At 62.6% G+C, this 22,738-nt stretch carries 23 protein-coding genes, 1 tRNA gene and 1 riboswitch; of the genes, 17 read left to right on the top strand and 7 right to left on the bottom strand.

What is annotated here, in order from left to right; all coding sequences use genetic code 11:
• Nucleotides 1–157 precede the first annotated feature (157 nt).
• Genes ACTJKE_RS03390 through ACTJKE_RS03380 form a run of 3 tightly spaced genes read right to left on the bottom strand, consistent with a single transcriptional unit; the run spans nt 158 to nt 5,935 of the window.
• Nucleotides 158–3,517, bottom strand: a complete 3,360-nt coding sequence (locus tag ACTJKE_RS03390; RefSeq protein WP_113132353.1) for an error-prone DNA polymerase — start codon at nt 3,515–3,517, stop codon at nt 158–160.
• Nucleotides 3,514–5,067, bottom strand: coding sequence for a DNA polymerase Y family protein (locus tag ACTJKE_RS03385; protein ID WP_255571363.1), 1,554 nt, complete (start codon nt 5,065–5,067; stop codon nt 3,514–3,516). The genes ACTJKE_RS03390 and ACTJKE_RS03385 overlap by 4 nt, the downstream gene beginning before the upstream one ends.
• On the bottom strand, nt 4,982–5,935 hold the full coding sequence (locus ACTJKE_RS03380) for an ImuA family protein (protein ID WP_058321701.1): 954 nt from the start codon (nt 5,933–5,935) through the stop codon (nt 4,982–4,984). The genes ACTJKE_RS03385 and ACTJKE_RS03380 overlap by 86 nt, the downstream gene beginning before the upstream one ends.
• A gap of 170 nt (nt 5,936–6,105) precedes the next feature.
• On the opposite strand from ACTJKE_RS03380, the gene ACTJKE_RS03375 reads away from it, so the two are divergent.
• Complete coding sequence (locus ACTJKE_RS03375) at nt 6,106–6,540, top strand: metallopeptidase family protein (RefSeq protein ID WP_057254954.1); 435 nt, start codon at nt 6,106–6,108, stop codon at nt 6,538–6,540.
• Nucleotides 6,541–6,762: 222 nt separating this feature from the next.
• Here ACTJKE_RS03375 and ACTJKE_RS03370 read toward each other — a convergent pair whose 3' ends face one another.
• Together ACTJKE_RS03370 and ACTJKE_RS03365 are read right to left on the bottom strand one after the other, a co-directional pair.
• Nucleotides 6,763–6,969: a DUF1737 domain-containing protein gene (locus tag ACTJKE_RS03370; RefSeq protein WP_057254953.1), complete on the bottom strand. Its 207-nt coding sequence runs from the start codon at nt 6,967–6,969 to the stop codon at nt 6,763–6,765.
• Nucleotides 6,966–7,871: an HpcH/HpaI aldolase/citrate lyase family protein gene (locus tag ACTJKE_RS03365; protein WP_112995668.1), complete on the bottom strand. Its 906-nt coding sequence runs from the start codon at nt 7,869–7,871 to the stop codon at nt 6,966–6,968. The genes ACTJKE_RS03370 and ACTJKE_RS03365 overlap by 4 nt, the downstream gene beginning before the upstream one ends.
• Before the next feature lie 125 nt (nt 7,872–7,996).
• Here ACTJKE_RS03365 and ACTJKE_RS03360 point away from each other — a divergent pair, with 125 nt between their 5' ends.
• The 9 genes from ACTJKE_RS03360 to ACTJKE_RS03320 all read left to right on the top strand — a co-directional run bounded on the left by ACTJKE_RS03360 (nt 7,997) and on the right by ACTJKE_RS03320 (nt 15,085).
• A complete protein-coding gene (locus tag ACTJKE_RS03360) occupies nt 7,997–8,251 on the top strand; it encodes a hypothetical protein (RefSeq protein WP_058321700.1) in 255 nt (84 codons plus the stop codon).
• Between the two features lie 188 nt (nt 8,252–8,439).
• Entirely contained in the window at nt 8,440–8,871 is a 432-nt protein-coding gene (locus ACTJKE_RS03355; protein WP_057254950.1) for a VOC family protein, read from the top strand.
• Between the two features lie 154 nt (nt 8,872–9,025).
• Nucleotides 9,026–9,631, top strand: a complete 606-nt coding sequence (gene leuD, locus ACTJKE_RS03350; protein WP_057254949.1) for a 3-isopropylmalate dehydratase small subunit — start codon at nt 9,026–9,028, stop codon at nt 9,629–9,631.
• Between the two features lie 8 nt (nt 9,632–9,639).
• Nucleotides 9,640–10,020, top strand: a complete 381-nt coding sequence (locus ACTJKE_RS03345) for a RidA family protein (protein WP_057254948.1) — start codon at nt 9,640–9,642, stop codon at nt 10,018–10,020.
• A 112-nt stretch (nt 10,021–10,132) separates the two neighbouring features.
• Complete coding sequence (locus ACTJKE_RS03340; protein ID WP_112995667.1) at nt 10,133–10,972, top strand: AAA family ATPase; 840 nt, start codon at nt 10,133–10,135, stop codon at nt 10,970–10,972.
• Nucleotides 10,969–11,421, top strand: coding sequence for an NUDIX hydrolase (locus tag ACTJKE_RS03335; protein ID WP_112995666.1), 453 nt, complete (start codon nt 10,969–10,971; stop codon nt 11,419–11,421). Before ACTJKE_RS03340 ends, ACTJKE_RS03335 begins: the two co-directional genes overlap by 4 nt.
• A gap of 227 nt (nt 11,422–11,648) precedes the next feature.
• Nucleotides 11,649–11,726, top strand: a riboswitch (SAM riboswitch).
• A gap of 61 nt (nt 11,727–11,787) precedes the next feature.
• Nucleotides 11,788–12,720 (top strand): homoserine O-acetyltransferase MetA, encoded by a 933-nt coding sequence (gene metA, locus ACTJKE_RS03330; RefSeq protein ID WP_057254945.1) that lies wholly within the window; start codon nt 11,788–11,790, stop codon nt 12,718–12,720.
• A gap of 3 nt (nt 12,721–12,723) precedes the next feature.
• On the top strand, nt 12,724–13,908 hold the full coding sequence (locus tag ACTJKE_RS03325; RefSeq protein ID WP_057254944.1) for a vWA domain-containing protein: 1,185 nt from the start codon (nt 12,724–12,726) through the stop codon (nt 13,906–13,908).
• A 160-nt stretch (nt 13,909–14,068) separates the two neighbouring features.
• Nucleotides 14,069–15,085 carry an aldose epimerase family protein gene (locus ACTJKE_RS03320; RefSeq protein WP_440691221.1) on the top strand — a complete coding sequence of 339 codons (1,017 nt, stop codon included), beginning with the start codon at nt 14,069–14,071 and terminating at the stop codon, nt 15,083–15,085.
• A gap of 189 nt (nt 15,086–15,274) precedes the next feature.
• Here the strand turns inward: ACTJKE_RS03320 and ACTJKE_RS03315 are convergent.
• Nucleotides 15,275–15,349 (bottom strand) — tRNA-Gly (locus ACTJKE_RS03315).
• A 248-nt stretch (nt 15,350–15,597) separates the two neighbouring features.
• On the opposite strand from ACTJKE_RS03315, the gene ACTJKE_RS03310 reads away from it, so the two are divergent.
• The 4 genes from ACTJKE_RS03310 (at nt 15,598) to ACTJKE_RS03295 (ending at nt 18,217) form a co-directional block, all read left to right on the top strand.
• Nucleotides 15,598–16,107 carry a prolyl-tRNA synthetase associated domain-containing protein gene (locus ACTJKE_RS03310; RefSeq protein WP_093233086.1) on the top strand — a complete coding sequence of 170 codons (510 nt, stop codon included), beginning with the start codon at nt 15,598–15,600 and terminating at the stop codon, nt 16,105–16,107.
• A gap of 58 nt (nt 16,108–16,165) precedes the next feature.
• A complete protein-coding gene (gene trxA, locus ACTJKE_RS03305; protein ID WP_057254941.1) occupies nt 16,166–17,140 on the top strand; it encodes a thioredoxin in 975 nt (324 codons plus the stop codon).
• Between the two features lie 197 nt (nt 17,141–17,337).
• Nucleotides 17,338–18,018, top strand: coding sequence for an LON peptidase substrate-binding domain-containing protein (locus tag ACTJKE_RS03300; protein WP_057254940.1), 681 nt, complete (start codon nt 17,338–17,340; stop codon nt 18,016–18,018).
• A 10-nt stretch (nt 18,019–18,028) separates the two neighbouring features.
• Nucleotides 18,029–18,217, top strand: coding sequence for a Trm112 family protein (locus ACTJKE_RS03295; protein WP_057254939.1), 189 nt, complete (start codon nt 18,029–18,031; stop codon nt 18,215–18,217).
• A gap of 209 nt (nt 18,218–18,426) precedes the next feature.
• Here ACTJKE_RS03295 and ACTJKE_RS03290 read toward each other — a convergent pair whose 3' ends face one another.
• Nucleotides 18,427–19,641, bottom strand: coding sequence for a ubiquinone biosynthesis hydroxylase (locus ACTJKE_RS03290; RefSeq protein WP_112995663.1), 1,215 nt, complete (start codon nt 19,639–19,641; stop codon nt 18,427–18,429).
• Nucleotides 19,642–19,725: 84 nt separating this feature from the next.
• Here ACTJKE_RS03290 and tesB point away from each other — a divergent pair, with 84 nt between their 5' ends.
• The 3 genes from tesB to ACTJKE_RS03275 all read left to right on the top strand — a co-directional run bounded on the left by tesB (nt 19,726) and on the right by ACTJKE_RS03275 (nt 22,635).
• Nucleotides 19,726–20,610 (top strand): acyl-CoA thioesterase II, encoded by an 885-nt coding sequence (gene tesB / locus ACTJKE_RS03285; RefSeq protein ID WP_112995662.1) that lies wholly within the window; start codon nt 19,726–19,728, stop codon nt 20,608–20,610.
• Nucleotides 20,611–20,844: 234 nt separating this feature from the next.
• Nucleotides 20,845–21,183, top strand: a complete 339-nt coding sequence (locus tag ACTJKE_RS03280; protein ID WP_057254936.1) for a P-II family nitrogen regulator — start codon at nt 20,845–20,847, stop codon at nt 21,181–21,183.
• Between the two features lie 27 nt (nt 21,184–21,210).
• Nucleotides 21,211–22,635, top strand: coding sequence for an ammonium transporter (locus ACTJKE_RS03275; protein WP_112995661.1), 1,425 nt, complete (start codon nt 21,211–21,213; stop codon nt 22,633–22,635).
• The last annotated feature ends 103 nt before the right edge of the window (nt 22,636–22,738 follow it).

Below are 22,738 nucleotides of genomic sequence, written 5' to 3'. Positions count from 1 at the left end.
TTTTTACACACCGCAGGCGCTACCCTACTATGAAGAGCCCGACTGTGGCCTCACACATGATGATCCGGACCGTTCCGGACCTAGGTAAGTTGATCTGCTTTTTCCTCGAAAGGCCCACCCGGCTGCCCGTTGCAGCAGCGAGGGTCGGACCCTCCCTTCAATGGAAATTGCGCCCCTTCGGCATCACGTCTGCCACCTCGGCCGTCGTCTGTTCCGGGCTGCCACCGGAACGCCGCACCGTGGCCAGGCGCAGATCGCCCTGCGCCTTCTTCTCGCGCGCGTCGCCGGTGGGCCTCAGCGCTTCATCGGCACGGTCGCTTGCGCCGAACCGCCGCGCCTCCGTGCGCAACAGTCCCAGCATCGGCGTGATGTCCTCGATGTGTTCGGCGACCACGTGGATGACGCTGCTTTCGCGCTGCAGCCGGCCGCGGATCTTGACCAACCGCGCGCCCATGACCACCGGGCGATAGGTCGCAAACACCTTCGGCCAGACGATCGCATTGGCAACGCCGGTTTCGTCCTCGATCGTCATGAAGATGACGCCCTTGGCGGAGCCCGGACGCTGGCGAACGAGCACCAACCCGGCGACGGTTATCCGCCGCCCGACCGGGGCGGTCGCAAGCGTGCGGCTGGTGACGATGCCCTGTTCGGAAAGCGTCTCTCGCAGGAAGGAGACCGGATGCGCCTTGAGCGAGAAGGAGAGATAACGATAATCGTTGATCACCTGCTCGCCCGGCAACATCTCCGGCAGGATCATGGCTGGCTCCGGCCGCAATTCCGCCCTCGCCGCGCCTTCGAAGAGCGGTAGCCTTTCGGCAGCACTCTTTTCGTCCAGCGCCTTCACCGCCCAGAGCGCCTTGCGGCGATCGAGCCCGATCGAACGGAAAGCGTCCGCATCGGCGAGCCTTTCGAGCGCGGAACGGGAGAGACCCGAGCGCAGCCAGAGGTCACGGACCGTCCCGTAACCGGTACCCCGGTTGGCGACGAGTTTCTTCTCGATCTCTTCTTGGTTCAGCCCCTTGATCGAATTGAAGCCGAGGCGCATCGCCTTGTCAGTCTTGATCACGTCCTCCATTTCGCGATGACGCGGCTCGATGGCACCCTTATCGAGGCCACCCTCTTCGAGATCGGCATCCCAGACCGAATGATTGATGTCGACGGGACGCACCCGGACCCCATGCTCGCGCGCGTCGCGCACCAGTTGCCCGGGCGCGTAAAAGCCCATCGGCTGCGAGTTCAGAAGGGCGGCACAGAAGACATCCGGATAATAGGTCTTCAGCCAGGACGAGACATAGACCAAGAGCGCGAAGGACGCGGCATGACTTTCGGGAAAGCCATATTCGCCGAAACCTTCGATCTGCTTGAAGCAGCGCTCGGCGAAATCGCGCGGATATTTGTTCTTGACCATGCCTTCGATCATCTTCTCGTGGAAGGTATGGATGGTGCCGGTGCGCTTGAAGGTCGCCATGGCGCGACGCAGCCGATCGGCCTCACTGGGTGAGAAACCGGCGGCGGTGATGGCGATCTGCATCGCCTGCTCCTGGAACAGCGGCACGCCGAGCGTCCGCTCCAGCACGACCTTCAGCTCAGGGCTTGGATATTCGATGGGGATATTGCGTGCGCGCTGCTCGCGCCGCTTCAGATAGGGATGCACCATGTTGCCCTGGATCGGCCCGGGCCGGACGATCGCCACCTCGATGACGAGATCATAGAAGATGCGCGGCTTCAGCCGTGGCAGCATGCTCATCTGCGCCCGGCTTTCGATCTGGAAGACGCCGATCGTATCGGCGCGGCATATCATGTCGTAGACGGCTTTCTGCTCATCCTTGAAGAGCTGGTGCAGGTTTTTCCGCTCGCCGTAATGCCGGTCGAGAAGCTCGAAGGCGCGGGCGATGCAGGTGAGCATGCCGAGCGCCAACACGTCGATCTTCAGGATCTTCAGCGTGTCGAGATCGTCCTTGTCCCACTCGATCATGTAGCGGTCGGGCATTGCCGTGTTCATGATCGGCACGACCTCGTCGAGCCGGTCGCGGGTAATAACGAAGCCCCCGACATGCTGCGAAAGATGGCGCGGGAAGCTCATCAGTTCGGTGGCATAGTCGAGCACCTTCACCGTCGTCGGATCCTTCGTATCGAGCCCGGCAGCCTGCGCCTCACGCTCCGAGAGATCGGCGACCGACCAGCCCCAGACCGAACCGGCAAGCGCCGATTGCACGTCTTCTGAGAACCCGAAAGCCTTGGCAGTCTCGCGGCCGGCCGAGCGCGCCCGATAGCTGATGACGGCGGCCGTCAGCCCCGCATGCTCCTTGCCGTAGGTGCGGTAGATATGCTGGATCACCTCTTCCCGCTTCTCGTGCTCGAAATCGACGTCGATATCCGGCGGCTCGTCGCGCTCGGTCGAGAGGAAGCGGTCGAAGAGCAGGGTGGTCGAAAGCGGATCGACTTCGGTGATCCTCAGACAGTAACAGACGGTGGAATTCGCCGCCGAGCCGCGGCCCTGGCAGAGGATTTCGGCCTTGCGCGCAAACTGCATGATATTGCGCACCGTCAGGAAATAGGGCTCGTAACGCTTGCTGGCGATCAGCTCGAGCTCGTACTCGATCTGCGTCGAAACCTTCTGCGAAATGCCCTCGGGATAGCGCTCGTGTGCGCCTTGCATCGTCAGCCGCCTAAGGGTCTGCGTCGGCGTCTCGCCCGGAATGCTTTCATCCGGATACTGATATTCGAGATCCGACAGCGAGAACTTCAGCCTCCCGAAGAAATGCCCGGTATTGGCGATCGCTTCCGGATAGTCGCGGAAGATGCGCGCCATTTCGGCGGGCGTCTTCAGATGCCGCTCGGCATTGGCATGCAACCGGTAGCCTGCGGTGGCGATCGTCACATGCTCGCGGATGGCGGTGACGACATCGGCAAGCGGCCGTCGCGCGGCGACATGAAACAGCGGACTGTTGGTGGCGACGAGCTTGATCGCGGCATGGCGGGCAATGGTCGCAAGTCCGGCGAAGGCAAGCTGGTCGAAGCCGTCATAGCGCGGCACCAGCGCCAGATAGAGCCGGTCGGCAAAATGCGGCTTCAGGCGCTTGAGAAAGTCGGCAAGCAAGGTTGCTTCCGGCGCGCCGATGACAGGATCCGGCAGCACGACGAGCAACAGGTCCTCGCCCCACTCGACGAGATCGGCTTCATAGAGCGTGCAGGTGCCCTTCTTGGCGCGCAGGTTTCCAGCACTCAGCATCCGGCAGAGATTGCCCCAGCCGTGGCGATTGCAGGGATAGGCGAGCACGTCGGGCAGGTCCTCCGCAAAGGAGAGCCGCGCGCCGGGCTGGAAGGCGTATTTTTCCACCTTGGCCTGCGCATGGGCGCGCACCACACCGGCAACCGTGTTGCGGTCGGCAATACCAAGGCCGCCAATGTTAAGACGGCTCGCCGCAACCACCATCTCGCCCGGATGGGACGCGCCTTCGAGGAAGGAGAAATTCGACCAGGCGCCGATCTCGAAATAGGGGACAGCGTCGCTCATGCGAAGACTCCATGCATGAACCAGCGCGGCGGGGCGCTCGCACCATAATGACCCTCGCGAAACAGCCAGAACCGCCGGCCGCGCTCGTCTTCCACCCGGAAATAATCGCGCTCCATCGCCGGCTCGCCGTCGAGCCACCATTCGCCGGCGATCCGCTCCGGCCCTTCGGCCCGTGCGATGCGGTGCAGCGTGCGCCGCCAGCGGAAGCTTCTCGGCGGCCCCTCCGGCACCTCGGCCACCGCCTCTACCGGTTCGGGGCTTGGAAAGAGCCGCTGCGGCCGAGCCGCCGCGGCAAGCAGGGTCGCGGGAATGTTTTGCGCAGGCGCCTCGGCCTTGCCCATGAGCCCCAGATCCGTGAGTGGGCGGAAGCTTGCCGCCCGCTCCGGCACGTGGCTTTCCGAAAGAGCCGGCACCAGCAGGCTCTCCGCCCCGAACCTTGCCATCACCCGGTCGGCGAAAGCCGCAAGCGGGCGCTCGCGGTCCGGAGTGCCGGAGAAATCCTCCTGCATCACCTCGTATTTTTCGCTCTTCGGCACCGAGAGCCTGAGGATTTCGAAGCCGAAGCCGGCATCGAGATCCTCGTGCACCGCCTGCAGCCGTTCGCGGAAGAGACCGGCGACGCGCCGCGGCTCGTTGAGCGGCGAGGACGTGCCGGCGGCGATGCGGAAGACCGCGCCATCGACGCGGAAAAGCAGAAGCTCGAACAGACGCCCGCCCTGCCCACGCTTTTCCAGTTCCGGTTTCAGCCGCATCGCCAGCTCTTCCGTCAAGCCGAGAATATCGTCTTCGCCCTGGACCGGTTCGCCGAGACGGCGCTCCACTGAGAGGGCAGCAACGGGCAGCCGCGGCGACAGTGGCTCATCCTCCCGCCCGAGCGCCTGATCGAGGCGCAGAAGCAGGGTCGCGCCGAACCGGCGGGCAAGCGGCGCGCGCGGCGCCTCGATGATGTCGCCGATCTGCTTGAGCCCGACCCGGCCAAGCGTTTCGATCGTTTCCCGCGGCAGCCGGAGCGCCGCCATCGGCAACGGCGCCAGCACCCGCGCCGCCTCGTCCGGGGCGAGAATGCCGTCGGAGCCGAAGCGCGCCACCGCCCAGGAGAGCCCGGCGGACGAGGAGATCGCCGCCCGGGCCTCGACCCCCAGATGGAAGAGGCGGGCAAGCAGATCGTCGAGCAGCGCCTTTTCCCCACCGAGAAGATGGGCGCAGCCGGTGATGTCGAGAAAGAGGCCGCTGTCGCCATCAAGCGCGACGAGCGGCGTATAGCGGCAACACCAATCCGCAAGCCCTTCGAGCAGGGCCCGATCGGCGGCGGGATCGGCCGGCAGCACGTCGATCTCGGGACACATGGCCCGGGCTTCGGCAACACCCTGGCCGATGTGAAAACCCGCTTTTTCGGCGTAACCGTCGAGCGCGACGAGGCGCATCGCACTCTTCACCTTGTCGGCAAAGACGAGGGGCGGATGCTCAGGACGCCCGCGGGAAAGCCACGAGTTCCCCCAGCGCTTGCGCGCGACCCGATCGGCCGGGAGATGCGGAAAGGCGAGCGACAGAATGCGCTGGTTCTGGATCTGCCGCAGCAGCGGCTGGTAGGGGCTCGATGGGGTAAAGGCGGCGGTCATGGGGGTTCCACTCCAGCAGGAAGCCGAGCGGCGCAGGAGCCCTGCTCTTCTCGGCGATGACATGAAAGACGGGATGGCCGATGCTGCCGCGAAGCATCGATCCATCCGGTAGGGGACGCTCGCGCGCCGGCGCCGGCTCGACAAGGAAGCGGAAGAAGGCGCTGCTGGCCTCCTCGTGTCCGGACTGGCGCAGGAGCAGAAGGGGAACATGGCCCGCGCGTGAGCGAACATGCAGGCGCCGGCTCTCGCTGAGCGCAAGAGCTGCGGGATTGCCGCGAATTTCCAGGATGACGGCACAGAAGCTTGGAACGGAAAGCGCCGCCTCGGCGATCCAGAGCGCGTCCTTCACCGTGCGCGGCAGGCTGAAGACGAGGCCGCGGATATCGAGCCCATAGGCCTTGAGACCCAACCCATAGGGCAGGCCCGCCTCGTTGGAAGCCATCGACTGGCTGATCCAGAGAACGGGGGCTGCCGGCTCGCCTTTTTCCAGGCGCGCCTGCTGGCAGAGCACACTGAGCGCTGCGGCAAAACCGGCGGCAGCGCCGGCATCGCGCGTCTCGGCATTGCGGATTTCCGTCATGCCTTCGAGCGGTAGGCCGCCTTCGAGAAGCGTGTCCAGATCCGTAACGCCAAGCGCAAGCGCCCGACGGCCAGGCTCATCTTCCTCGCGCTGACGGAAGCCGCCGGGATCGGCCGCCTTGGCGGCGCGCACGACGCCCGGAAGCCGACGGTTTTCGATCCTGGCTATGGTCTCTCGGAGCGAAAGTACCGTCTCCCGCTCCACGGCTTTGTCGGCCATGACGGTCAACTCCCATCATAAATGTTCATGTTATGTTCTATTAGATTCCAGAGCTTCCTAAATGAGTCAACAGCCAATTCTAAGAATTTATTCCTGTCCCCATGCCCGCGGAATTCAACACTCGAAAAACACTGGCAAAATCGCTATATGGAGGGCAACAAGGAGTGCCTATGGCCCGCATTGACCAGACCGATGATTGGCGGGAACGCCACGCACCGACGCTTACCACTTTTGAACAGCTCGCACTGGAAGCCTACGGCCACCTGCCGCAGGAATTCCGCCAGCTGACGACCGACCTCATCATCGAAGTTGCCGACTTCCCGAGCGACGACATTTTCGAGGACATGGCACTGGAAACGCCTTTCGATCTGCTGGGCCTTTTCGAGGGCCGTGGCATCAGCGAGCGCTTCACCATGGAAACCGGCCAGTTTCCAAACCGCATCACCCTCTATCGCCGCCCGATCATCGACTATTGGGCTGAGAACGAGGAGACGCTGGGTGACATCATCACCCATGTCCTGATCCATGAGATCGGCCATCACTTCGGCCTTTCCGACGACGACATGGAGCGGATCGAAGCCAGCGTCGAGCACGTCGGCGGCTAACCCGTTTTATCTGCCCCTCATCCGCCTGCCGGCACCTTCTCCCCGCAAGCGGGGCGAAGGAGACTCGCGGTACCGTTCGCATCCCAATCGGAGCACGGGTTAACCGATACCAGAAAACAGGCCTCACACGCCGATTGCGAGCATCAACCGCGTCCCCTCGCCCCGCCTGCGGGGAGAGGGTTAGGGTGAGGGGCAAACTTGCACGACGGCAAACAGCCTCGACTACTGTTCCGACAGCTTGATATCCGGGGTGTAATCCTTGCCCTCGACCTCCTTGAACACCGCCTGGCCGCACTGCATGTGCTGCGTATCGGCATTGAAGGCATAGGTGGGCGAGCCGTGCAGGCTCCAGCCCTGGTTCAGCGCTGCCGTCACCTTGTGACAGAAGGAAGCGTCGTCGGGACCGGTCAGGAAGCGATAGAGTTTCAAGATCTTGTCTTTCGTTTTTCGATGAGATCCGCCTTGGCGGCGAGCATCACGGCCTGATCGAGGTGCAGCCGCTCGACCATCCGTCCGTTGAGATTGATGACGCCCTTGCCGGCGTTTTCCGAGAGCGCAAAGGCAGCGATGATCGCGCGCGCCTCGTCGACGGCGATCTGCTCGACGCCGAAACGTTCGTTTGCCGGGCCGATCTGGGCCGGGTGGATCAGCATCTTGCCGTCATAGCCCATGTCGCGGCCCTGCCGGCATTCCTCGTCGAATCCATCAGCGTCGCGAAAATCGTTGAACACGGCGTCGATGACGTCGAGCCCGCCGCCGCGGGCGGCAAGCAGGATCTGCATCAGCCAGGGAACGAGATAGGGGCGACCGGGGCGATCCGGAACGCCGGTGTCCTTGCGCAGGTCGTTGAGACCAACGACGAAACAATCGAGCCGGCCGCCGAAGGTGCGGCCGGTCTCGGCGATAAGAGGCGCGTTGATGACACCGCGCGGCGTCTCGATCATCGCCCAGAGACGCAGCGTCTCCGGCGCATCGTTTTCGGCCAGCCAGTCGGCCGCCGCCTGGATATCCGCCGGGCTTTCGACCTTCGGCAGAAGAATGGCGTCGGGCTTCGCCGCAAGCACCGCGGCGAGATCGTCCTGGCCAAAGCCGGAACCGAGCGCATTGATGCGGATGACGATCTCACAATCCGGCCGGTTCGTCGTCAGATGCCGAACCAGCGCCTCGCGTGCTTCCATCTTGCGCTCAGGCGCAACCGCATCCTCGAGATCGAAGATCGCGGCATCGGTCGCGAGTTCAGCGACCTTGGCAAGCGCGCGGGCATTGTCGGCCGGCACCGATAGCACCGAGCGACGCAGGCGCACCGGGTGATGTTCGATCGATTTGCTCATGTTTCAGTTGTGCCCGCCTTTGCCTCGTTCCGCAAGACGAGGCGAACCGCCGCACCCCTTTCGCAAAGCCGCCTCTTGCAAGTGCGGGGAGGAGCCCCCACATCGCCATCAGAAAGGTGACGATTATGCAAAGCATTCGCTCTGTTCTCTTCACGGCCGCAGCCCTGACCATCACGTTTGCGGCCTTCGTTCTGACCGCCTCGCTGGCGCTGGCACTGGCCGGCATCGCCGCCGTCGTCGTGATCGGCAGCGCGATTGCCGCCCGGCTGAACCTCAGGCCGGCCCGCGCCACCGCCCGTCCGGCCGCCGCCGCTGCCGCCCACAGCCAGCGCGAGATGCGCATCTGGAACGACGGTCGCGGCACGATCATCGACCTCTGATCCCGGCGATCGTAGTGATCCGCAATCGGGCCGATCCGTAATCGGCTCGAAGCCTTTTGCTGTTTCTCGAGAGCTGCCATTCAGCCGGCTGCGAAATTTTTCCATCCCCGTGTCGGATCCATCGCTCCATGTCCGTCCTTGAGGCAGGCCAGCACGGTCCTGGCTCTTCGAACAGGATGGAGAACGACATGGACACTGAGACGCAGCAAACCGAAACGAAGCAGCCGGCACCGGTCCTGAACGGGCTTCTGCCCTATCTTCAGGTCGATGGCGCCGCCAAGGCATCCGAATTCTACCAGCGCGCCTTCGGCGCCAAGGAGGTCAACCGGCATCCGCTCGACGAGCAGGGCCGGACGATGCACATCCATCTCTACGTCAACGGCAGCTCGCTGATGCTGGCGGATGCCTATCCGGAATATGGCCATCCGCTGGAAAAGCCGCAGGCCTTTACCTTGACGCTCACCGTCGAGGACATCGATGCCTGGTGGGACCGCGCCGTTGCCGCCGGCGCCGAGGTGGTGATGCCGATCGAGGTGATGTTCTGGGGCGACCGCTACGGCCAGCTCCGCGATCCCTTCGGCGTTCTCTGGGCCATGAACAGCCCGGTGAAGGCAGGCTGAGGCTTCCCGACAATCGAAATCCGGGCGAAGCTTTCACCGGGCGGGCATTTTCACCCGCCCGGCGAAGCGTGTTTGGATAGATTTTCCTTCATTTCGGCGCAAAACTCATCTAAACGCTAGCGCAACATTCTTCTGAAATCGAAGGCCTGAAGTTATGGAAAAATTCGTCAAGCTCACCGGTGTCGCCGCCCCCCTCCCCGTCGTCAACATCGACACGGACATGATCATTCCGAAGGATTACCTGAAGACGATCAAGCGCACCGGCCTAGGCAAGGGCCTTTTCGCCGAAGCCCGCTACAATGAGGATGGCTCGGTCAACCCGGACTTCGTGCTCAACAAACCCGCCTACCAGAACGCCAAGATCCTGGTTGCCGGCGACAACTTCGGCTGCGGCTCCTCGCGCGAGCATGCCCCCTGGGCGCTGCTCGACTTCGGCATCCGCTGCGTGATCTCCACGTCCTTTGCCGACATCTTCTACAACAACTGTTTTAAGAACGGCATTCTGCCGATCGTCGTCAGCCAGGCCGACCTCGACAAGCTGATGGACGACGCTTCGCGCGGCTCCAACGCCATCCTCTCGGTCGACCTGGAATCCCAGGAAATCACCGGCCCGGACGGCGGCTCGGTCAAGTTCGAGGTCGATGCCTTCAAGCGCCACTGCCTGCTGAACGGCCTCGACGATATCGGCCTGACGCTGGAAAAGGCAACCGCGATCGACAGCTTCGAGAAGACGGTCGGCGCCTCGCGCCCCTGGGCTTAAAGCGAGACATGGCGCGCAAGCTCATCTCTTCGGGTTCGCCCTTCGAAAAGACGGCAGGCTATTCGCGTGCCGTCGCGATGGGCGACTGGTGCTTCGTCTCCGGCACGACCGGCTACGACTATGCCACCATGACCATGCCCGAAACGGTGGAAGAGCAGGCGCGCAATTGCCTGAAGACGATCGAGGGCGCACTGAAGGAAGCGGGCTTCTCGCTTAAAGACGTGGTGCGCAATCACTACTACGTCACCGATGCCAGCTTCGCCGACCGGGTGTTCCCGATCTTCGGCGAAGTCTTCGGCGAGATCCGTCCGGCCGCAACCATGATCGTCTGCGATCTGATCCGCCCGGAAATGCTGATCGAGATCGAAGTCACCGCCCTCCGCGGCTGAGACCGAGCTTTTCTGCTCACGCCATCTCTTCTCAAATCGATTCCGATTTTGGCCAATATGCGATAGTCCATGGACACCGCCTGCTAGACCTATGCTGAACCGGAAGACGATTATGCAATTCGAAGGCACCGCAGATTACATCGCCGACAAGGACCTGATGATCGCCGTCAATGCTGCGATCCGGCTGGAGCGGCCGCTGCTCGTCAAGGGTGAACCCGGCACCGGCAAGACCGAGCTTGCCCGCCAGATTGCCGCTGCCCTTGGCCTCGATCTGATCGAATGGAGCGTCAAGTCGACGACCAAGGCGCAGCAGGGCCTTTACGAGTATGATGCCGTGTCGCGCCTGCGCGACAGCCAGCTCGGCGACGAGCGCGTCAACGAGGTCAGGAACTATATCCGCAAGGGCAAGCTCTGGCAGGCCTTCGAGGCCGACCGTCGCGTGGTGCTTCTGATCGACGAGATCGACAAGGCCGACATCGAGTTTCCGAACGACCTCTTGCAGGAACTCGACCGCATGGAATTCCATGTCTACGAGACCGGCGAGATGATCGGCGCCCGTCACCGGCCGATCGTCATCATCACCTCCAACAACGAGAAGGAATTGCCGGACGCATTTCTGCGCCGCTGCTTCTTCCACTATATCCGCTTTCCCGACGCCGAAACGCTCGCCCGCATCGTCGAGGTGCACTATCCCGGGATCCGCAAGACGTTGCTTTCGGCAGCCCTTGCCGCCTTCTACGACATCCGCCAGGTGCCGGGCCTCAAAAAGAAGCCTTCCACCTCCGAAGCGCTCGACTGGATCCGCCTGCTGGTTGCCGACGAGGTCGATCCGGCCGACCTCCGCGCCGACGCCAAGACCATGCTGCCGAAGCTGCACGGCGCGCTGCTGAAGAACGAGCAGGACGTGCATCTCTTCGAACGCCTGGCCTTCATGGCACGCCGCGACGGATGAGCCCGGACGCCCACAAGGTCCTGATCTACGCCACCTGGCAAGATCAGTTGCTGGTCTTCGACGAGCCGGACTTTCCCGAGATCGAGCTGCAGGTGCCCGGCGGCACGATGGAGCCGGGCGAGAGCCCGGAAACATCGGCCTTGCGGGAATTCGTGGAAGAGACCGGGCTGACGCCATCGCGGGGCCTCACCCATCTCGTCACGAAGGACTACTCCTTCCGGAAGGAAGGCCAGACCATCTGCCATCGCCGGCACTATTTTCATGTCGCCCTTGCCGGCGAGCAACAGAAAACCTGGCTGCACCATGAAATGACGCCCTTTGGCGGTGGTGCGCCGATCCGCTTTCGCTTCTTCTGGCTCGGCTTAGACGAGGCTAGCCGTCGGCTCGGATACGGCATGCAGGACGGCCTAGATTATCTTCACACGCACGGAAGTTGCCCCTCACCCTAGCCCTCTCCCCGCAGCCGGGGAGAGGGGACGGAAATGGCGACGGTCGCCGCGAGACAATGATGTCCGGGCTTCTTTCTGGAACGGAAATGATCGGTCCCTGGGAGGCGCGAGCGGGTGCCACAAGCTCCCTTCTCCCCGCCTGCGGGGAGAAGGTCGCGGAAGCGGGATGAGGGGCCGCCCGACCGCCCGAATCGTTTTTCTTGACCCCCGCGCCCCAGTCGCGCTATCAAATTCCTCGTGGTGATTTGGCCGGCCGGCTTGCAGCCACGTTAAACAAGTCGCTAAAGGGCCGAGGAAAGTTGGATTTCCGAGGACCGGTCGCGATCAATCGCCGCCGGTTTTTTTGTATTGATCGAGTGGAAGCCCATGCCCATCAAGATTCCCGATACGCTGCCCGCTTTCGAAACCCTCGTGCATGAGGGTGTGCGGGTGATGACCGAGACCGTGGCGATCCGTCAGGATATCCGCCCGCTCCAGATCGGGCTCCTGAACCTCATGCCGAACAAGATCAAGACCGAGATCCAGATGGCGCGCCTGATCGGCGCCTCGCCGCTGCAGGTGGAATTGTCGCTGGTACGCATCGGCGCCCACCGGGCGAAGAACACCTCGGAAGATCACCTGCTTTCTTTCTACGAGACCTGGGACGAGGTGAAGGGCCGCAAGTTCGACGGCTTCATCATCACCGGCGCGCCGGTCGAGACGCTCGAATACGAGGACGTCACCTATTGGGACGAATTGAAGCGCATCCTCGATTGGACGGAGACCAACGTGCATTCGACGCTTAATGTCTGCTGGGGGGCGATGGCGGCGATCTACCATTTCCACGACGTGCCGAAGTATCCGCTGAACGAGAAGGCCTTTGGCGTCTACCGCCACCAGAACCTCAATCGCTCGTCGGTCTATCTCAACGGCTTCTCCGACGACTTCGCCGTCCCCGTCTCGCGTTGGACCGAGGTCAGGCGTGCCGACATCGACAAGGTGCCCAGCCTCGAAATCCTGATGGAATCGAAGGAGATGGGCGTCTGCCTCGTGCACGAGAAAAAGGGCAACCGGCTCTACATGTTCAACCACGTGGAGTATGATTCGACCTCGCTGTCGGACGAATATTTTCGCGACGTGGACGCAGGCGTGCCGATCAAGATGCCGCACGACTATTTCCCGCACAACGATTCGACCCTGCCGCCGCAGAACCGCTGGCGCAGCCATGCGCACCTCTTCTTCGGCAACTGGATCAACGAGATGTACCAGACGACGCCCTATGATCTCGCAGAGATCGGCACCGGAGAAAGCCAGGACTGACCGATGTTCATCCCCTTCTTCCTCGAACTCAAAGCGGCGAAAGTTCCGGTGACGCTCCGGGAATTCCTGTCGCTGATCGAGGGGATGGAGGCGGGCATCGCCACATTCGATGTCGAAGCCTTCTACTTCCTGGCGCGCACGGCGCTGGTGAAGGACGAGCGCCATATCGACCGCTTCGACCGGGTGTTCCAGCACTGCTTCTCCGGGCTCGAGGCGGTCAATCCCATGGAGACGGGCGAAGAGGCCGTCATCCCCGAGGACTGGCTGCGCAAGCTCGCCGAAAAACACCTGACCGAGGAAGAAAAGCGCCTGATCGAATCCCTCGGGGGCTTCGACAAGCTGATGGAGACCCTGCGCCAACGGCTTCGGGAGCAGCAAGGCCGGCATCAGGGCGGCTCGAAATGGATCGGCACCGCCGGCACCTCCCCCTTCGGCGCCTATGGCTACAATCCCGAAGGGGTCAGGATCGGCCAGGACCAGTCGCGCCACCGCCGCGCCGTCAAGGTCTGGGACCGGCGCGAGTTCAGGGATTATGACGACACGGTCGAACTCGGCACCCGCAACATCAAGGTGGCGCTGAAAAGGCTCAGGCGCTGGGTGCGCCAGGGGGCGGCTGACGAACTCGACCTTTCCGGCACGATCCGTGCCACCGCCGAGCACGGCTATCTCGACGTGGTGACGCGGCCCGAACGCCGCAATGCGGTCAAGCTGCTGATGTTCTTCGATATCGGCGGCTCGATGGACGATCACATCCGCATCGTCGAGGAACTGTTTTCAGCCGCCCGCGGCGAGTTCCGCCATATGGAGCATTTCTACTTCCACAACTGTGTCTATGAGGGTCTGTGGAAGGACAATCGTCGCCGCCGCGTCGACATCACCCGCACCACCGAAGTGCTGCGCACCTATGGCGGCGACTATCGCGCCATCTTCGTCGGCGACGCGTCGATGAGCCCCTATGAGATCAGCCATCCCGGCGGCTCGGTCGAACATTGGAACGACGAGGCGGGCGCACTCTGGCTTTCGCGCATGACAGCGCATTTTCCGCGTTCGATCTGGATCAATCCCGTGCCCGAACAGCACTGGGGCTACACCCAGTCGATCGGCATGGTGAAGAGCCTGTTCGAGGGGCGGATGTTCCCTTTGACACTCGCCGGCCTGCAGGATGCCACCAAGCAGCTATCGCGCTGACATGACCGCAGAGAGGTCGCTGTAGCACCTTGAATAGCTAGACGTTTTTGCCCTCAGGCCAGAGACGAAGCAAGGCCCCATTTAGTATGATTTTCCGGTTGCCGTGCCTTTGGAAATGACGCAGGTTGCTGCGGTCGCGAAGAGGGAGCCAGCGGTGAACATGCATCAGAACACGGAAATCTTCGGCCATCTGCCGTCCGGCGAGCCGGTCCATCGTATGGTGCTCTCCGGTGGCGGCCTCACCGCCCATGTCTTGACCTGGGGCTCGGTGATTCAGGACCTGCGCCTGGAAGGCCATGAGCCGCCATTGGTGCTCGGTTTCGCCGATCTCGAAAGCTATCTCGCCCATTCGCCCTATCTCGGCGCGACACCGGGGCGCTGCGCCAACCGGATCGCCGACGGGCGCTTCACGCTCGACGGTGAGACCTACCAGCTCGAACTGAACGAGAAGGGTGTCACCCACCTGCACGGCGGCAGCGACAATATCGGCAAGCGCAACTGGACGATCGGCCGCCAGACGCCTGATAGCGTGACGCTCACCATTACCGATCCGGATGGACGCGCCGGCTATCCCGGCAACTGCAAGGTCACTTGCACCTACGCGCTGAAGCCCGGCGGCGTCTTGAGCGTCGTCTACGAGAGCGAGACCGGCCGGCCGACGCTCGCCAATGTCTGCCAGCACAGCTACTTCAATCTCGACGGCACTGTCGACGCGCTCGGACACGACATCATGATCGCCGCCGACCACTACCTGCCGACCAACGAACGCCAGGTGCCGACGGGCGAGATCCGTGCGGTCGAGGGCACCGCCTTCGATCTCCGCGAAATGACGTCGATGCGTCGCCAGACCGAGGGCGAGCGCATCAGCTACGACCACAATTTCTGCCTTTCGAACGAGCGCATGACGAAACATTCGGTGGCGCTTGCCCGTAGCATCAATTCCGGCGTCACGATGGAAGTGCTGACGACCGAGCCTGGTGTACAGCTTTATACCGGCGCAAAGCTCGACATCACCGTCCCCGGCCTCGAGGGACGCCGCTATGGCCCATTTGCCGGTTTCTGCCTGGAAACCCAGATCTGGCCGGACGCCATCAACCATGCCGGCTTCCCGAACGCGGTACTGCGCACCGGTGAGATCCGCCGGCAGGAGACGGACTACGTCTTCATGAAGAGCTGAGTGGCGCGCGGGCGTCGACGATCTCTAGCGACAAGGGAAGGGACGGCGAACGTTCCAAAGGACCGTCGTGCTGTCCGATCGCCGACAGGTGTTCGCATGGCGAAGCATCCGGTTGCGAAGCGCAATGCGCCTGACGGCGGATGCCGTTCATTTCCAAAATAACAGTGAAATGAAGTGGTTGGGAGAAATTGGAGCGGGTGAGGCGATTCGAACGCCCGACCCCAACCTTGGCAAGGTTGTGCTCTACCCCTGAGCTACACCCGCTCATAAACCGCGGTCCGGGGGTAGTCGGTGGACCGTGGCGTCGCTGTCTTGCGGCGACGGGCGGTATATGGCCTAAGCGATTTTGGAATGCAACAGGGAAATGACGAGAAATCGAATATTTTTTTGGAGACCCCTCGCGAAGCCCGGAAATGCCGCGTTTTCGGCCGCTGCCGCCGCCTGTGAGATTGCGCGGCCACCGGCTTCTCCCCTAAAGCAGAGGCGAAACGAATGCCCAAGGGATGAGAATCATGAGTGAATCACAGCCGAAGACCGCCGAAGACCTCTTTCATTTTCTCGACGGACTTGGGATCGAGCATAAAACCAAGAGCCACGAGCCGGTGTTCACCGTCGCCGAATCGGTGGCGCTGCGTGACGAGATCCCTGGCGGCCACACGAAAAACCTTTTCGTGAAGGACAAGAAGGACAACTATTTCCTGCTCACCGTCGAGGAACACGCGACGGTGGACCTGAAGACCGTTCACCAGGTGATCGGTGCGGCAAGCAAGGTGTCCTTCGGCAAGCCGGAGAAGCTGATGGAATATCTGGGCGTCATTCCAGGTGCCGTGACCGCCTTCGGCGCGATCAATGACACCGAGGGCAACGTCAAGATGATCCTCGACGAGGAGCTGATGAAGTTCGACATCGTCAACTGCCATCCGCTCTCCAATGACGCGACGACCTCGATCGCATCCAGCGATCTGCTGCGCTTCATGGAAGCGACCGGACACGAACCGCTTGTCTTGAAAGTCACGGCCTGACATACGATCTTTGGCGCGAATGCAGTAAGCTGGCAGACGAGCCGGCGAGGAGAGAAGAATGACGGGCAGCGACAATCCCTATGCAGGGTCTTTCGGCACTCAGATGACGGCTTCGGCCTCTTTCGGTCAGCCGGCGCCGGCGGCCGCGTCGGACGGTGACCTGATCAAGGAAACCACCACTGCCAACTTCACCAAGGACGTGCTCGACGCCTCCAGGCAGCAGCCGGTTCTCGTCGATTTCTGGGCGCCCTGGTGCGGCCCCTGCAAGCAGCTGACCCCCGTCATCGAAAAGGTGGTCACGGAAGCCGCAGGCCGCGTCAAACTCGTGAAGATGAACATCGACGATCATCCCTCGATCGCCGGACAGCTCGGCATCCAGTCGATCCCCGCCGTCATCGCCTTCGTCGGCGGGCGTCCGGTCGATGGCTTCATGGGCGCGGTGCCGGAAAGCCAGATCAAGCAATTCATCGAAAAGATCGCCGGTCCGGCCGTCGACGACAGCAAGGCCGAGATCGAAGCGGTTCTCGCCGATGCCAAGGCGCTGCTCGACGCCGGTGACGCCCAGAACGCCGCCGGCCTCTACGGCGCCGTGCTTCAGGCCGACCCCGAAAACGTCGTGGCGATCGCCGGCATGGTCGATTGCATGATCGCGCTCGGCCAGGTCGCCGAAGCCCGCGAAGCGCTCTCCGGGCTGCCGGAAGACCTTGCCAAGGACGCAGGCATTGCGGCCATCGGCAAGAAGCTCGACCAGATCGAGGAAGCCCGCAAGCTCGGCGATCCCAATGAGTTCGAGCGGCGCCTTGCCGCAAATCCCGATGATCATGAGGCGCGCGTGCTGCTCGCCAAGATCCGCAATGTCGAAGGCGACCGGACGGCTGCGGCCGATCACCTGCTGACGGTCATGAAGCGCGATCGAACTTTCGACGACGACGGCGCGCGGCGCGAGTTGCTCTCCTTCTTCGAGGTCTGGGGACCGAAGGATCCGGCAACGATCGCCGCACGGCGCAAGCTCTCGTCGATCCTGTTCTCCTGAACCGTCAGGCATTTTTTTCGAGGAGGGGCGCTGTTTGCGCCCCTTTTTCGTAAGTACGTCTGATCACGATCCACATTCACCCATGAAGATCGGTGTGCTCGTCCCTTGAGATTTTCAAGGAATGCACCATCTTTTGGTCTGGTTGACCACGCTTCCTTGGCGGGGCAAGAGCGGACATCTGCAAGGTCTATCGGAAAATGCACGTCGGAAATGCACGCTATCTCGGTCCGAAGGACTTGCCGGAGATCATTCCGGTGTTTCCGCTGACCGGTGCCCTGCTGCTTCCCGGCGCCCAGCTTCCGCTCAACATCTTCGAACCGCGCTACCTTGCCATGCTCGATGACGCGCTCTCCGGCAACCGCCTGATCGGCATCGTGCAACCCTCCTTCTGCGAAGGCCGCAGCGAGACTGCCACCGGCCCGATGCAGGCGCTCTGCGAGGTCGGCTGCATCGGCCGCATCACCTCCTTCGCCGAGACCGGCGATGGCCGCTACATCACCTCGCTCACCGGCGTCTGCCGCTACCGGCTGTTTTCGGAAGTCTCAGCGACGCGCGGTTACCGCCGTTTCCGCATCGGCCCCTTTGCCGCCGATCTCGAAAACCGTGACGATGAAACTCTCGTCGACCGGGCAGCTCTGCTTGCCGCCTTCAAGGCCTATCTCGAAGCCAACAAGCTCAAGGCCGATTGGGAAAGCGTCGAACGGGCGAGCAACCGCACCCTGGTCAATTCCATGGCGATGATGTCGCCCTACGGCCCGGCAGAAAAACAGGCGCTGCTCGAAGCGCCCGATCTCAAGACACGCGCGGAAACCCTGATCGCCATCACCGAGATCGTGCTCGCGCGCGACTTCGGCGATATGGACAGCATCCTGCAGTGAGCGACGGATAATGGATATCAACGCCAGCAAGGTCGATCCGAAACTGCTTGAACTGCTCGTCTGCCCGCTGACCAAGGGGCGCCTCAGCTACCACGCCGAAGCCAACGAACTCATCTCGGAAAAGGCCCGCCTCGCCTATCCGATACGCGACGGCGTGCCGATCATGCTGGTCTCGGAAGCCCGCAAGATCGAGGATTGAGGGCGCGGCCTTCTTTGATGCGGAGTTTTTAGCCCCTCATCCGGCCTGCCGGCCACCTTCTCCCCGCAGGCGGGGAGAAGGAACCTCGTGGCGCACTCGGCGCCAACCTCTTCTCTTCGACATCAAGACAGTGCCACGCATTCGACCGAGTCCCCTCGCCCCGCTTGCGGGGAGAGGGCTAGGGTGAGGGGCAATCCTCAGGTCGATGTTCAGATCGGCTCGCCCGACAAGAGCCGCGGATCCGCCTCGCCGGCAATCCCGGCCGCCTGGCGAATGAAGAAATTCTTGAGAGACGGCAGCCGGTCGACCAGACCGAGGCCGAAGTCGCGGGCGATGCGAACCGGAGTGATATCGTTGGAAAACAGCCGGTTGAGCACGTCGGTCGTCACCCCCATGCGGAAGGTGTCGAACCGCCGCCAGCTCTGGTAGCGCTCGAGCACGGCGAGCGAGCCGATGTCGAGCCCGAGGCGATCCGCCTCGACGATCGTTTCCGCGAGCGCCGCCACATCCTTGAAGCCGAGATTGAGCCCCTGCCCCGAGATCGGATGAATGCCGTGGGCCGCGTCCCCGGCAAGCGCGAAACGCGGTTTGACGAAATCGCGCGCAAGCGTCAGGCCCAGCGGAAAGGCCCGCCGCCCGCCAACCACCTTCAGGTGCCCGAGCTTGTGGCCGAAGCGGCGCTCCAACTCTTCCTCGAACAGGAAATCGTCGCCGGCGACCAGGCGTTCGGCGTCCTCGGTGCGCTCGGTCCAGACCAGCGACGAGCGGTTGTTCTTGAGCGGCAGGGTCGCAAACGGACCGGCCGGCAGGAAATGCTCCTCCGCCGTGCCCTCGTGCGGCCGCTCGTGCTCGACCGTCGTGACGATGCCGGACTGGCCGTAGTCGAATTCGACCGTCTTGATGCCGGCGGCATCGCGCAGCTTGGAGCGTACGCCGTCACAGGCGACGAGCAGGCGCGCTTCCAGTTGTTCGCCGCCGGCGAGCGTGACGGCGACCGCATGGTCCCCGCTTTTAAAGGTTTCGACCATCGTCGACTGACGATTGACGACGCCAAGGTCCTCGCACGCCCCGCGCAGCGCACCGACCATTGCCGTGTTCGGCACCATATGGGCGAAGGGCCGGCCATCGCCGCTGTCGCCATCGAACGTCAGAAACACAGGGCGCACCGGATCGGCCGCCTTCGAATCGGTAATCACCATGCGGCGGATCGGCTCCGCCTCCGGCACGATCTGATCCCAGACGCCAAGCACGTCGAGCATGCGTTCGGCAGCCGACGCAACCGCCGAGGCGCGCTGGTCCTTCTTCCAGGCGCCTTCCGGCGCGCCGTCGATCACCATGACGCTGAGATGCGGCGCCGCCTTTTTCAGGGATAAGGCGAGCGAAAGGCCGACATAGCCGCCACCGGCAATCAAGACATCGAGCATCGGCTTTCTCCGTCGCACTTGAGCATCGTTTTATGTCTATATAGATCAATGCCATCGACGTTCCTACCATCGGAGACAGCCGAAATGTCGCGCCCCACCGAGACCACCACGCCCATGGATGCGCTGCTCGCCATTCTCGATCTCGAGAAGCTGGAGGAAAACCTGTTCCGCGGCTTGAGCCCGCAGGTCGGCTGGCAACGCGTCTTCGGCGGCCAGGTCATCGGCCAAGCACTGGTGGCGGCCCAGCGCACCGTCGACGCGGGCCGCTTCGTCCATTCGCTGCATGCCTATTTCATGCGGCCGGGCGATCCATCCGTGCCGATCATCTACGAGGTCGACCGTATCCGCGACGGTTCGAGCTTCGCCACAAGGCGCGTCGTCGCCATCCAGCACGGCAAGGCGATCTTCTCGATGTCCGCCTCGTTCCAGTATGACGAGGACGGTTTCGACCACCAGATCGAAATGCCGAAACTCCCCATGCCGGAAACCTTGCCGGGCGAACAGGAACTGAAGGAGAAATTCCTCGTGCATGCGCCGGAGGCGATCCGGCGTTACTGGGAGCGGCCGCGACCGATCGAGATCCGCCCGGCCTCGCTGCAGCATTATTTCACCCGCAACGACGGCAAGCCGATCCAGGATGTCTGGGTCAAGGCGGTGGGCACGGTTCCGGACGAACGCCATATCCAGGCGGCCATCCTTGCCTATCTCTCCGACATGACCCTGCTCGACACCTCGCTCTATGCGCACGGCACCTCGGTCTTCGATCGGAACCTGCAGGTTGCGAGCCTCGATCATGCCATGTGGTTCCACCGCCCCTGCAAGATGGACGACTGGCTGCTCTATACCCAGGACAGTCCGAGTGCACATGGTGCCCGCGGGATGACCAGAGGCAGCCTTTTTACGCGTTCCGGCGTGCTGATCGCCTCCGTCGCCCAGGAAGGGCTGATCCGGAAAAAGGCAACTGAATAGAAAACGGGCAGTTTTTTCAATCTGCCTATTTTTTAATCTTCTAAATTGACGATTTTTTGATGCGCCGCAGCATTGTCGCTGCGGCGTCCGTTTTTCCCATTGTTTTTCATAGACTTAGAACAGTCATCCGAATCTGGCACGCCCCTTGAATGTCATAGTCCGGTTGCACGGCGCACTGGCGCTCCGCAGCAAGGAGAGATGGCCTCCTCCGGAGGCGAACAAGGATGAAACCAGATGAAAATTGTGATGGCCATTATCAAGCCGTTCAAGCTCGATGAGGTTCGCGAAGCCCTCACTGCTGTCGGCATCCAGGGCCTGACCGTGACCGAAGTCAAAGGCTACGGCCGCCAGAAGGGACACACCGAAATCTACCGCGGCACCGAATATGCCGTCAGCTTCCTGCCGAAACTGAAGATCGAAATCGCGGTTCCCTCGGAGCTCGTCGACATGGCGGTGGAAGCGATCGCCGCAGCCGCCAAGACCGGCCAGATCGGCGACGGCAAGATCTTCGTCTACGCCATTGACCATGCCGTGCGCATCCGCACCGGCGAAACCGATTCAGAAGCGTTGTAAATCACGCCGTTCAGGGAGCACTACTCGATGTCATCAACGAAACTTTCCACCTCTCTTGGACGCCTCGGCGCGCTGACGGCCGCCTTGCTTGCGCCGGTTGTCGCCTTCGCACAGGAAACAGCCCCGGCTGCAACGGAGGCTGTTGCCGCCGTCCCGGTTCCCGACAAGGGCGATACCACCTGGATGCTCTTGTCCACCATCCTCGTGCTCCTCATGACCGTTCCGGGCCTTGCGCTCTTCTACGGCGGCCTGGTGCGCGCCAAGAACATGCTGTCGGTTCTGATGCAGGTACTGATGATCACCGCGATCGTCATGATTATCTGGGTCACCTACGGCTACTCGCTGGCCTTCACTGACGGCGGCTCGCTCAACCCGTTCGTCGGCGGCTTTTCGAAGATGTTCCTTGCCGGCGTTGATACGACAACGCTCGCCGAGAGCTTCTCCAAGGGCGTGTTCATCCCCGAATACGTCTTCGTGGTGTTCCAGATGACCTTCGCCTGCATCACGCCGGCGCTGATCGTCGGTGCCTTTGCCGAGCGCATCCGGTTTTCGGCCGTCGTCCTGTTCGTCATTCTCTGGGTCACTTTCGTCTACTTCCCGATCGCCCACATGGTCTGGTTCTGGGGCGGCCCGAGCGCCTACACGGCTCCGACCGGCCTGATTTTCTCCTTCGGCGCGATCGACTTTGCCGGCGGCACCGTGGTCCACATCAATGCCGGTATTGCCGGCCTCGTCGGCGCCATCCTGCTCGGCAAGCGTACGGGCTATAAGAGGGAAATCATGGCTCCGCATTCGATGACGCTCACGATGGTCGGCGCATCGCTGCTCTGGGTCGGCTGGTTCGGCTTCAACGCCGGCTCCAACCTTGAAGCCAACGCCTATGCCGGCCTCGCGATGATCAATACATTCCTCGCAACTGCCGCTGCCATCATCTCCTGGGCGGTCGTCGAAACGCTCGTCCGCAGCAAGGCTTCGATGCTTGGTGCGGCCTCCGGTGCCGTCGCCGGTCTCGTCGCCATCACGCCGGCCGCTGGCTTTGCCGGCCCGATGGGCGCGATTGTGCTCGGTCTCATCGTCTCCCCCGTCTGCTACTTCTTCGTCGACGTCGTGAAGAACAAGTTCAACTACGACGACAGCCTTGACGTCTTCGGCGTTCATGGCGTCGGCGGCATCCTCGGCGCGATCGCCACGGGCATTCTTGTCAATCCGGCGCTCGGCGGTGCCGGCATCGTCGACTACTCGACCGCGGATTTCGCGGCGGGCTATCCCGGCGTGGCAACCCAGGTCCTGGCACAGCTCAAGGGCGTGCTCGTCACCGTCGTCTGGTCCGGCATCGGTTCGTTCATCATCTTCAAGATCGTGGACGCGATCGTCGGCCTGCGTGTCTCCGTCGAAGCCGAGCGCGAAGGCCTCGACCTCTCGTCCCACGGCGAAGCCGCCTACCACATCTAAGCGGATTGCAGCGTCGAATCTGGCGCCGCTCATAGTCCCGTCGCGATCCGTCTGATGCGGATCGCCCTTGGCCCGGATCGAAAGGTCCGGGCCTTTTTCATGC

Origin of the sequence: Ensifer sp. 22521, assembly GCF_052044795.1 — a bacterium.
In the GTDB taxonomy this organism is placed as follows: Bacteria; Pseudomonadota; Alphaproteobacteria; order Rhizobiales; family Rhizobiaceae; genus Ensifer.
The sequence above is the reverse complement of the archived record's forward strand: the minus strand, read 5'-3'. Positions and strand labels throughout refer to the sequence as shown.

Coding starts and splice junctions, on each gene's coding strand:
- ACTJKE_RS03390 (WP_113132353.1), bottom strand. CDS start 3,517: ATGAGCGACGCTGTCCCCTATTTCGAGATCGGCGCCTGGTCGAATTTC.
- ACTJKE_RS03380 (WP_058321701.1), bottom strand. CDS start 5,935: ATGGCCGACAAAGCCGTGGAGCGGGAGACGGTACTTTCGCTCCGAGAG.
- ACTJKE_RS03375 (WP_057254954.1), top strand. CDS start 6,106: ATGGCCCGCATTGACCAGACCGATGATTGGCGGGAACGCCACGCACCG.
- ACTJKE_RS03365 (WP_112995668.1), bottom strand. CDS start 7,871: ATGAGCAAATCGATCGAACATCACCCGGTGCGCCTGCGTCGCTCGGTG.
- ACTJKE_RS03360 (WP_058321700.1), top strand. CDS start 7,997: ATGCAAAGCATTCGCTCTGTTCTCTTCACGGCCGCAGCCCTGACCATC.
- ACTJKE_RS03355 (WP_057254950.1), top strand. CDS start 8,440: ATGGACACTGAGACGCAGCAAACCGAAACGAAGCAGCCGGCACCGGTC.
- leuD (WP_057254949.1), top strand. CDS start 9,026: ATGGAAAAATTCGTCAAGCTCACCGGTGTCGCCGCCCCCCTCCCCGTC.
- ACTJKE_RS03345 (WP_057254948.1), top strand. CDS start 9,640: ATGGCGCGCAAGCTCATCTCTTCGGGTTCGCCCTTCGAAAAGACGGCA.
- ACTJKE_RS03340 (WP_112995667.1), top strand. CDS start 10,133: ATGCAATTCGAAGGCACCGCAGATTACATCGCCGACAAGGACCTGATG.
- ACTJKE_RS03335 (WP_112995666.1), top strand. CDS start 10,969: ATGAGCCCGGACGCCCACAAGGTCCTGATCTACGCCACCTGGCAAGAT.
- metA (WP_057254945.1), top strand. CDS start 11,788: ATGCCCATCAAGATTCCCGATACGCTGCCCGCTTTCGAAACCCTCGTG.
- ACTJKE_RS03325 (WP_057254944.1), top strand. CDS start 12,724: ATGTTCATCCCCTTCTTCCTCGAACTCAAAGCGGCGAAAGTTCCGGTG.
- ACTJKE_RS03320 (WP_440691221.1), top strand. CDS start 14,069: ATGCATCAGAACACGGAAATCTTCGGCCATCTGCCGTCCGGCGAGCCG.
- ACTJKE_RS03310 (WP_093233086.1), top strand. CDS start 15,598: ATGAGTGAATCACAGCCGAAGACCGCCGAAGACCTCTTTCATTTTCTC.
- trxA (WP_057254941.1), top strand. CDS start 16,166: ATGACGGGCAGCGACAATCCCTATGCAGGGTCTTTCGGCACTCAGATG.
- ACTJKE_RS03300 (WP_057254940.1), top strand. CDS start 17,338: ATGCACGTCGGAAATGCACGCTATCTCGGTCCGAAGGACTTGCCGGAG.
- ACTJKE_RS03295 (WP_057254939.1), top strand. CDS start 18,029: ATGGATATCAACGCCAGCAAGGTCGATCCGAAACTGCTTGAACTGCTC.
- ACTJKE_RS03290 (WP_112995663.1), bottom strand. CDS start 19,641: ATGCTCGATGTCTTGATTGCCGGTGGCGGCTATGTCGGCCTTTCGCTC.
- tesB (WP_112995662.1), top strand. CDS start 19,726: ATGTCGCGCCCCACCGAGACCACCACGCCCATGGATGCGCTGCTCGCC.
- ACTJKE_RS03280 (WP_057254936.1), top strand. CDS start 20,845: ATGAAAATTGTGATGGCCATTATCAAGCCGTTCAAGCTCGATGAGGTT.
- ACTJKE_RS03275 (WP_112995661.1), top strand. CDS start 21,211: ATGTCATCAACGAAACTTTCCACCTCTCTTGGACGCCTCGGCGCGCTG.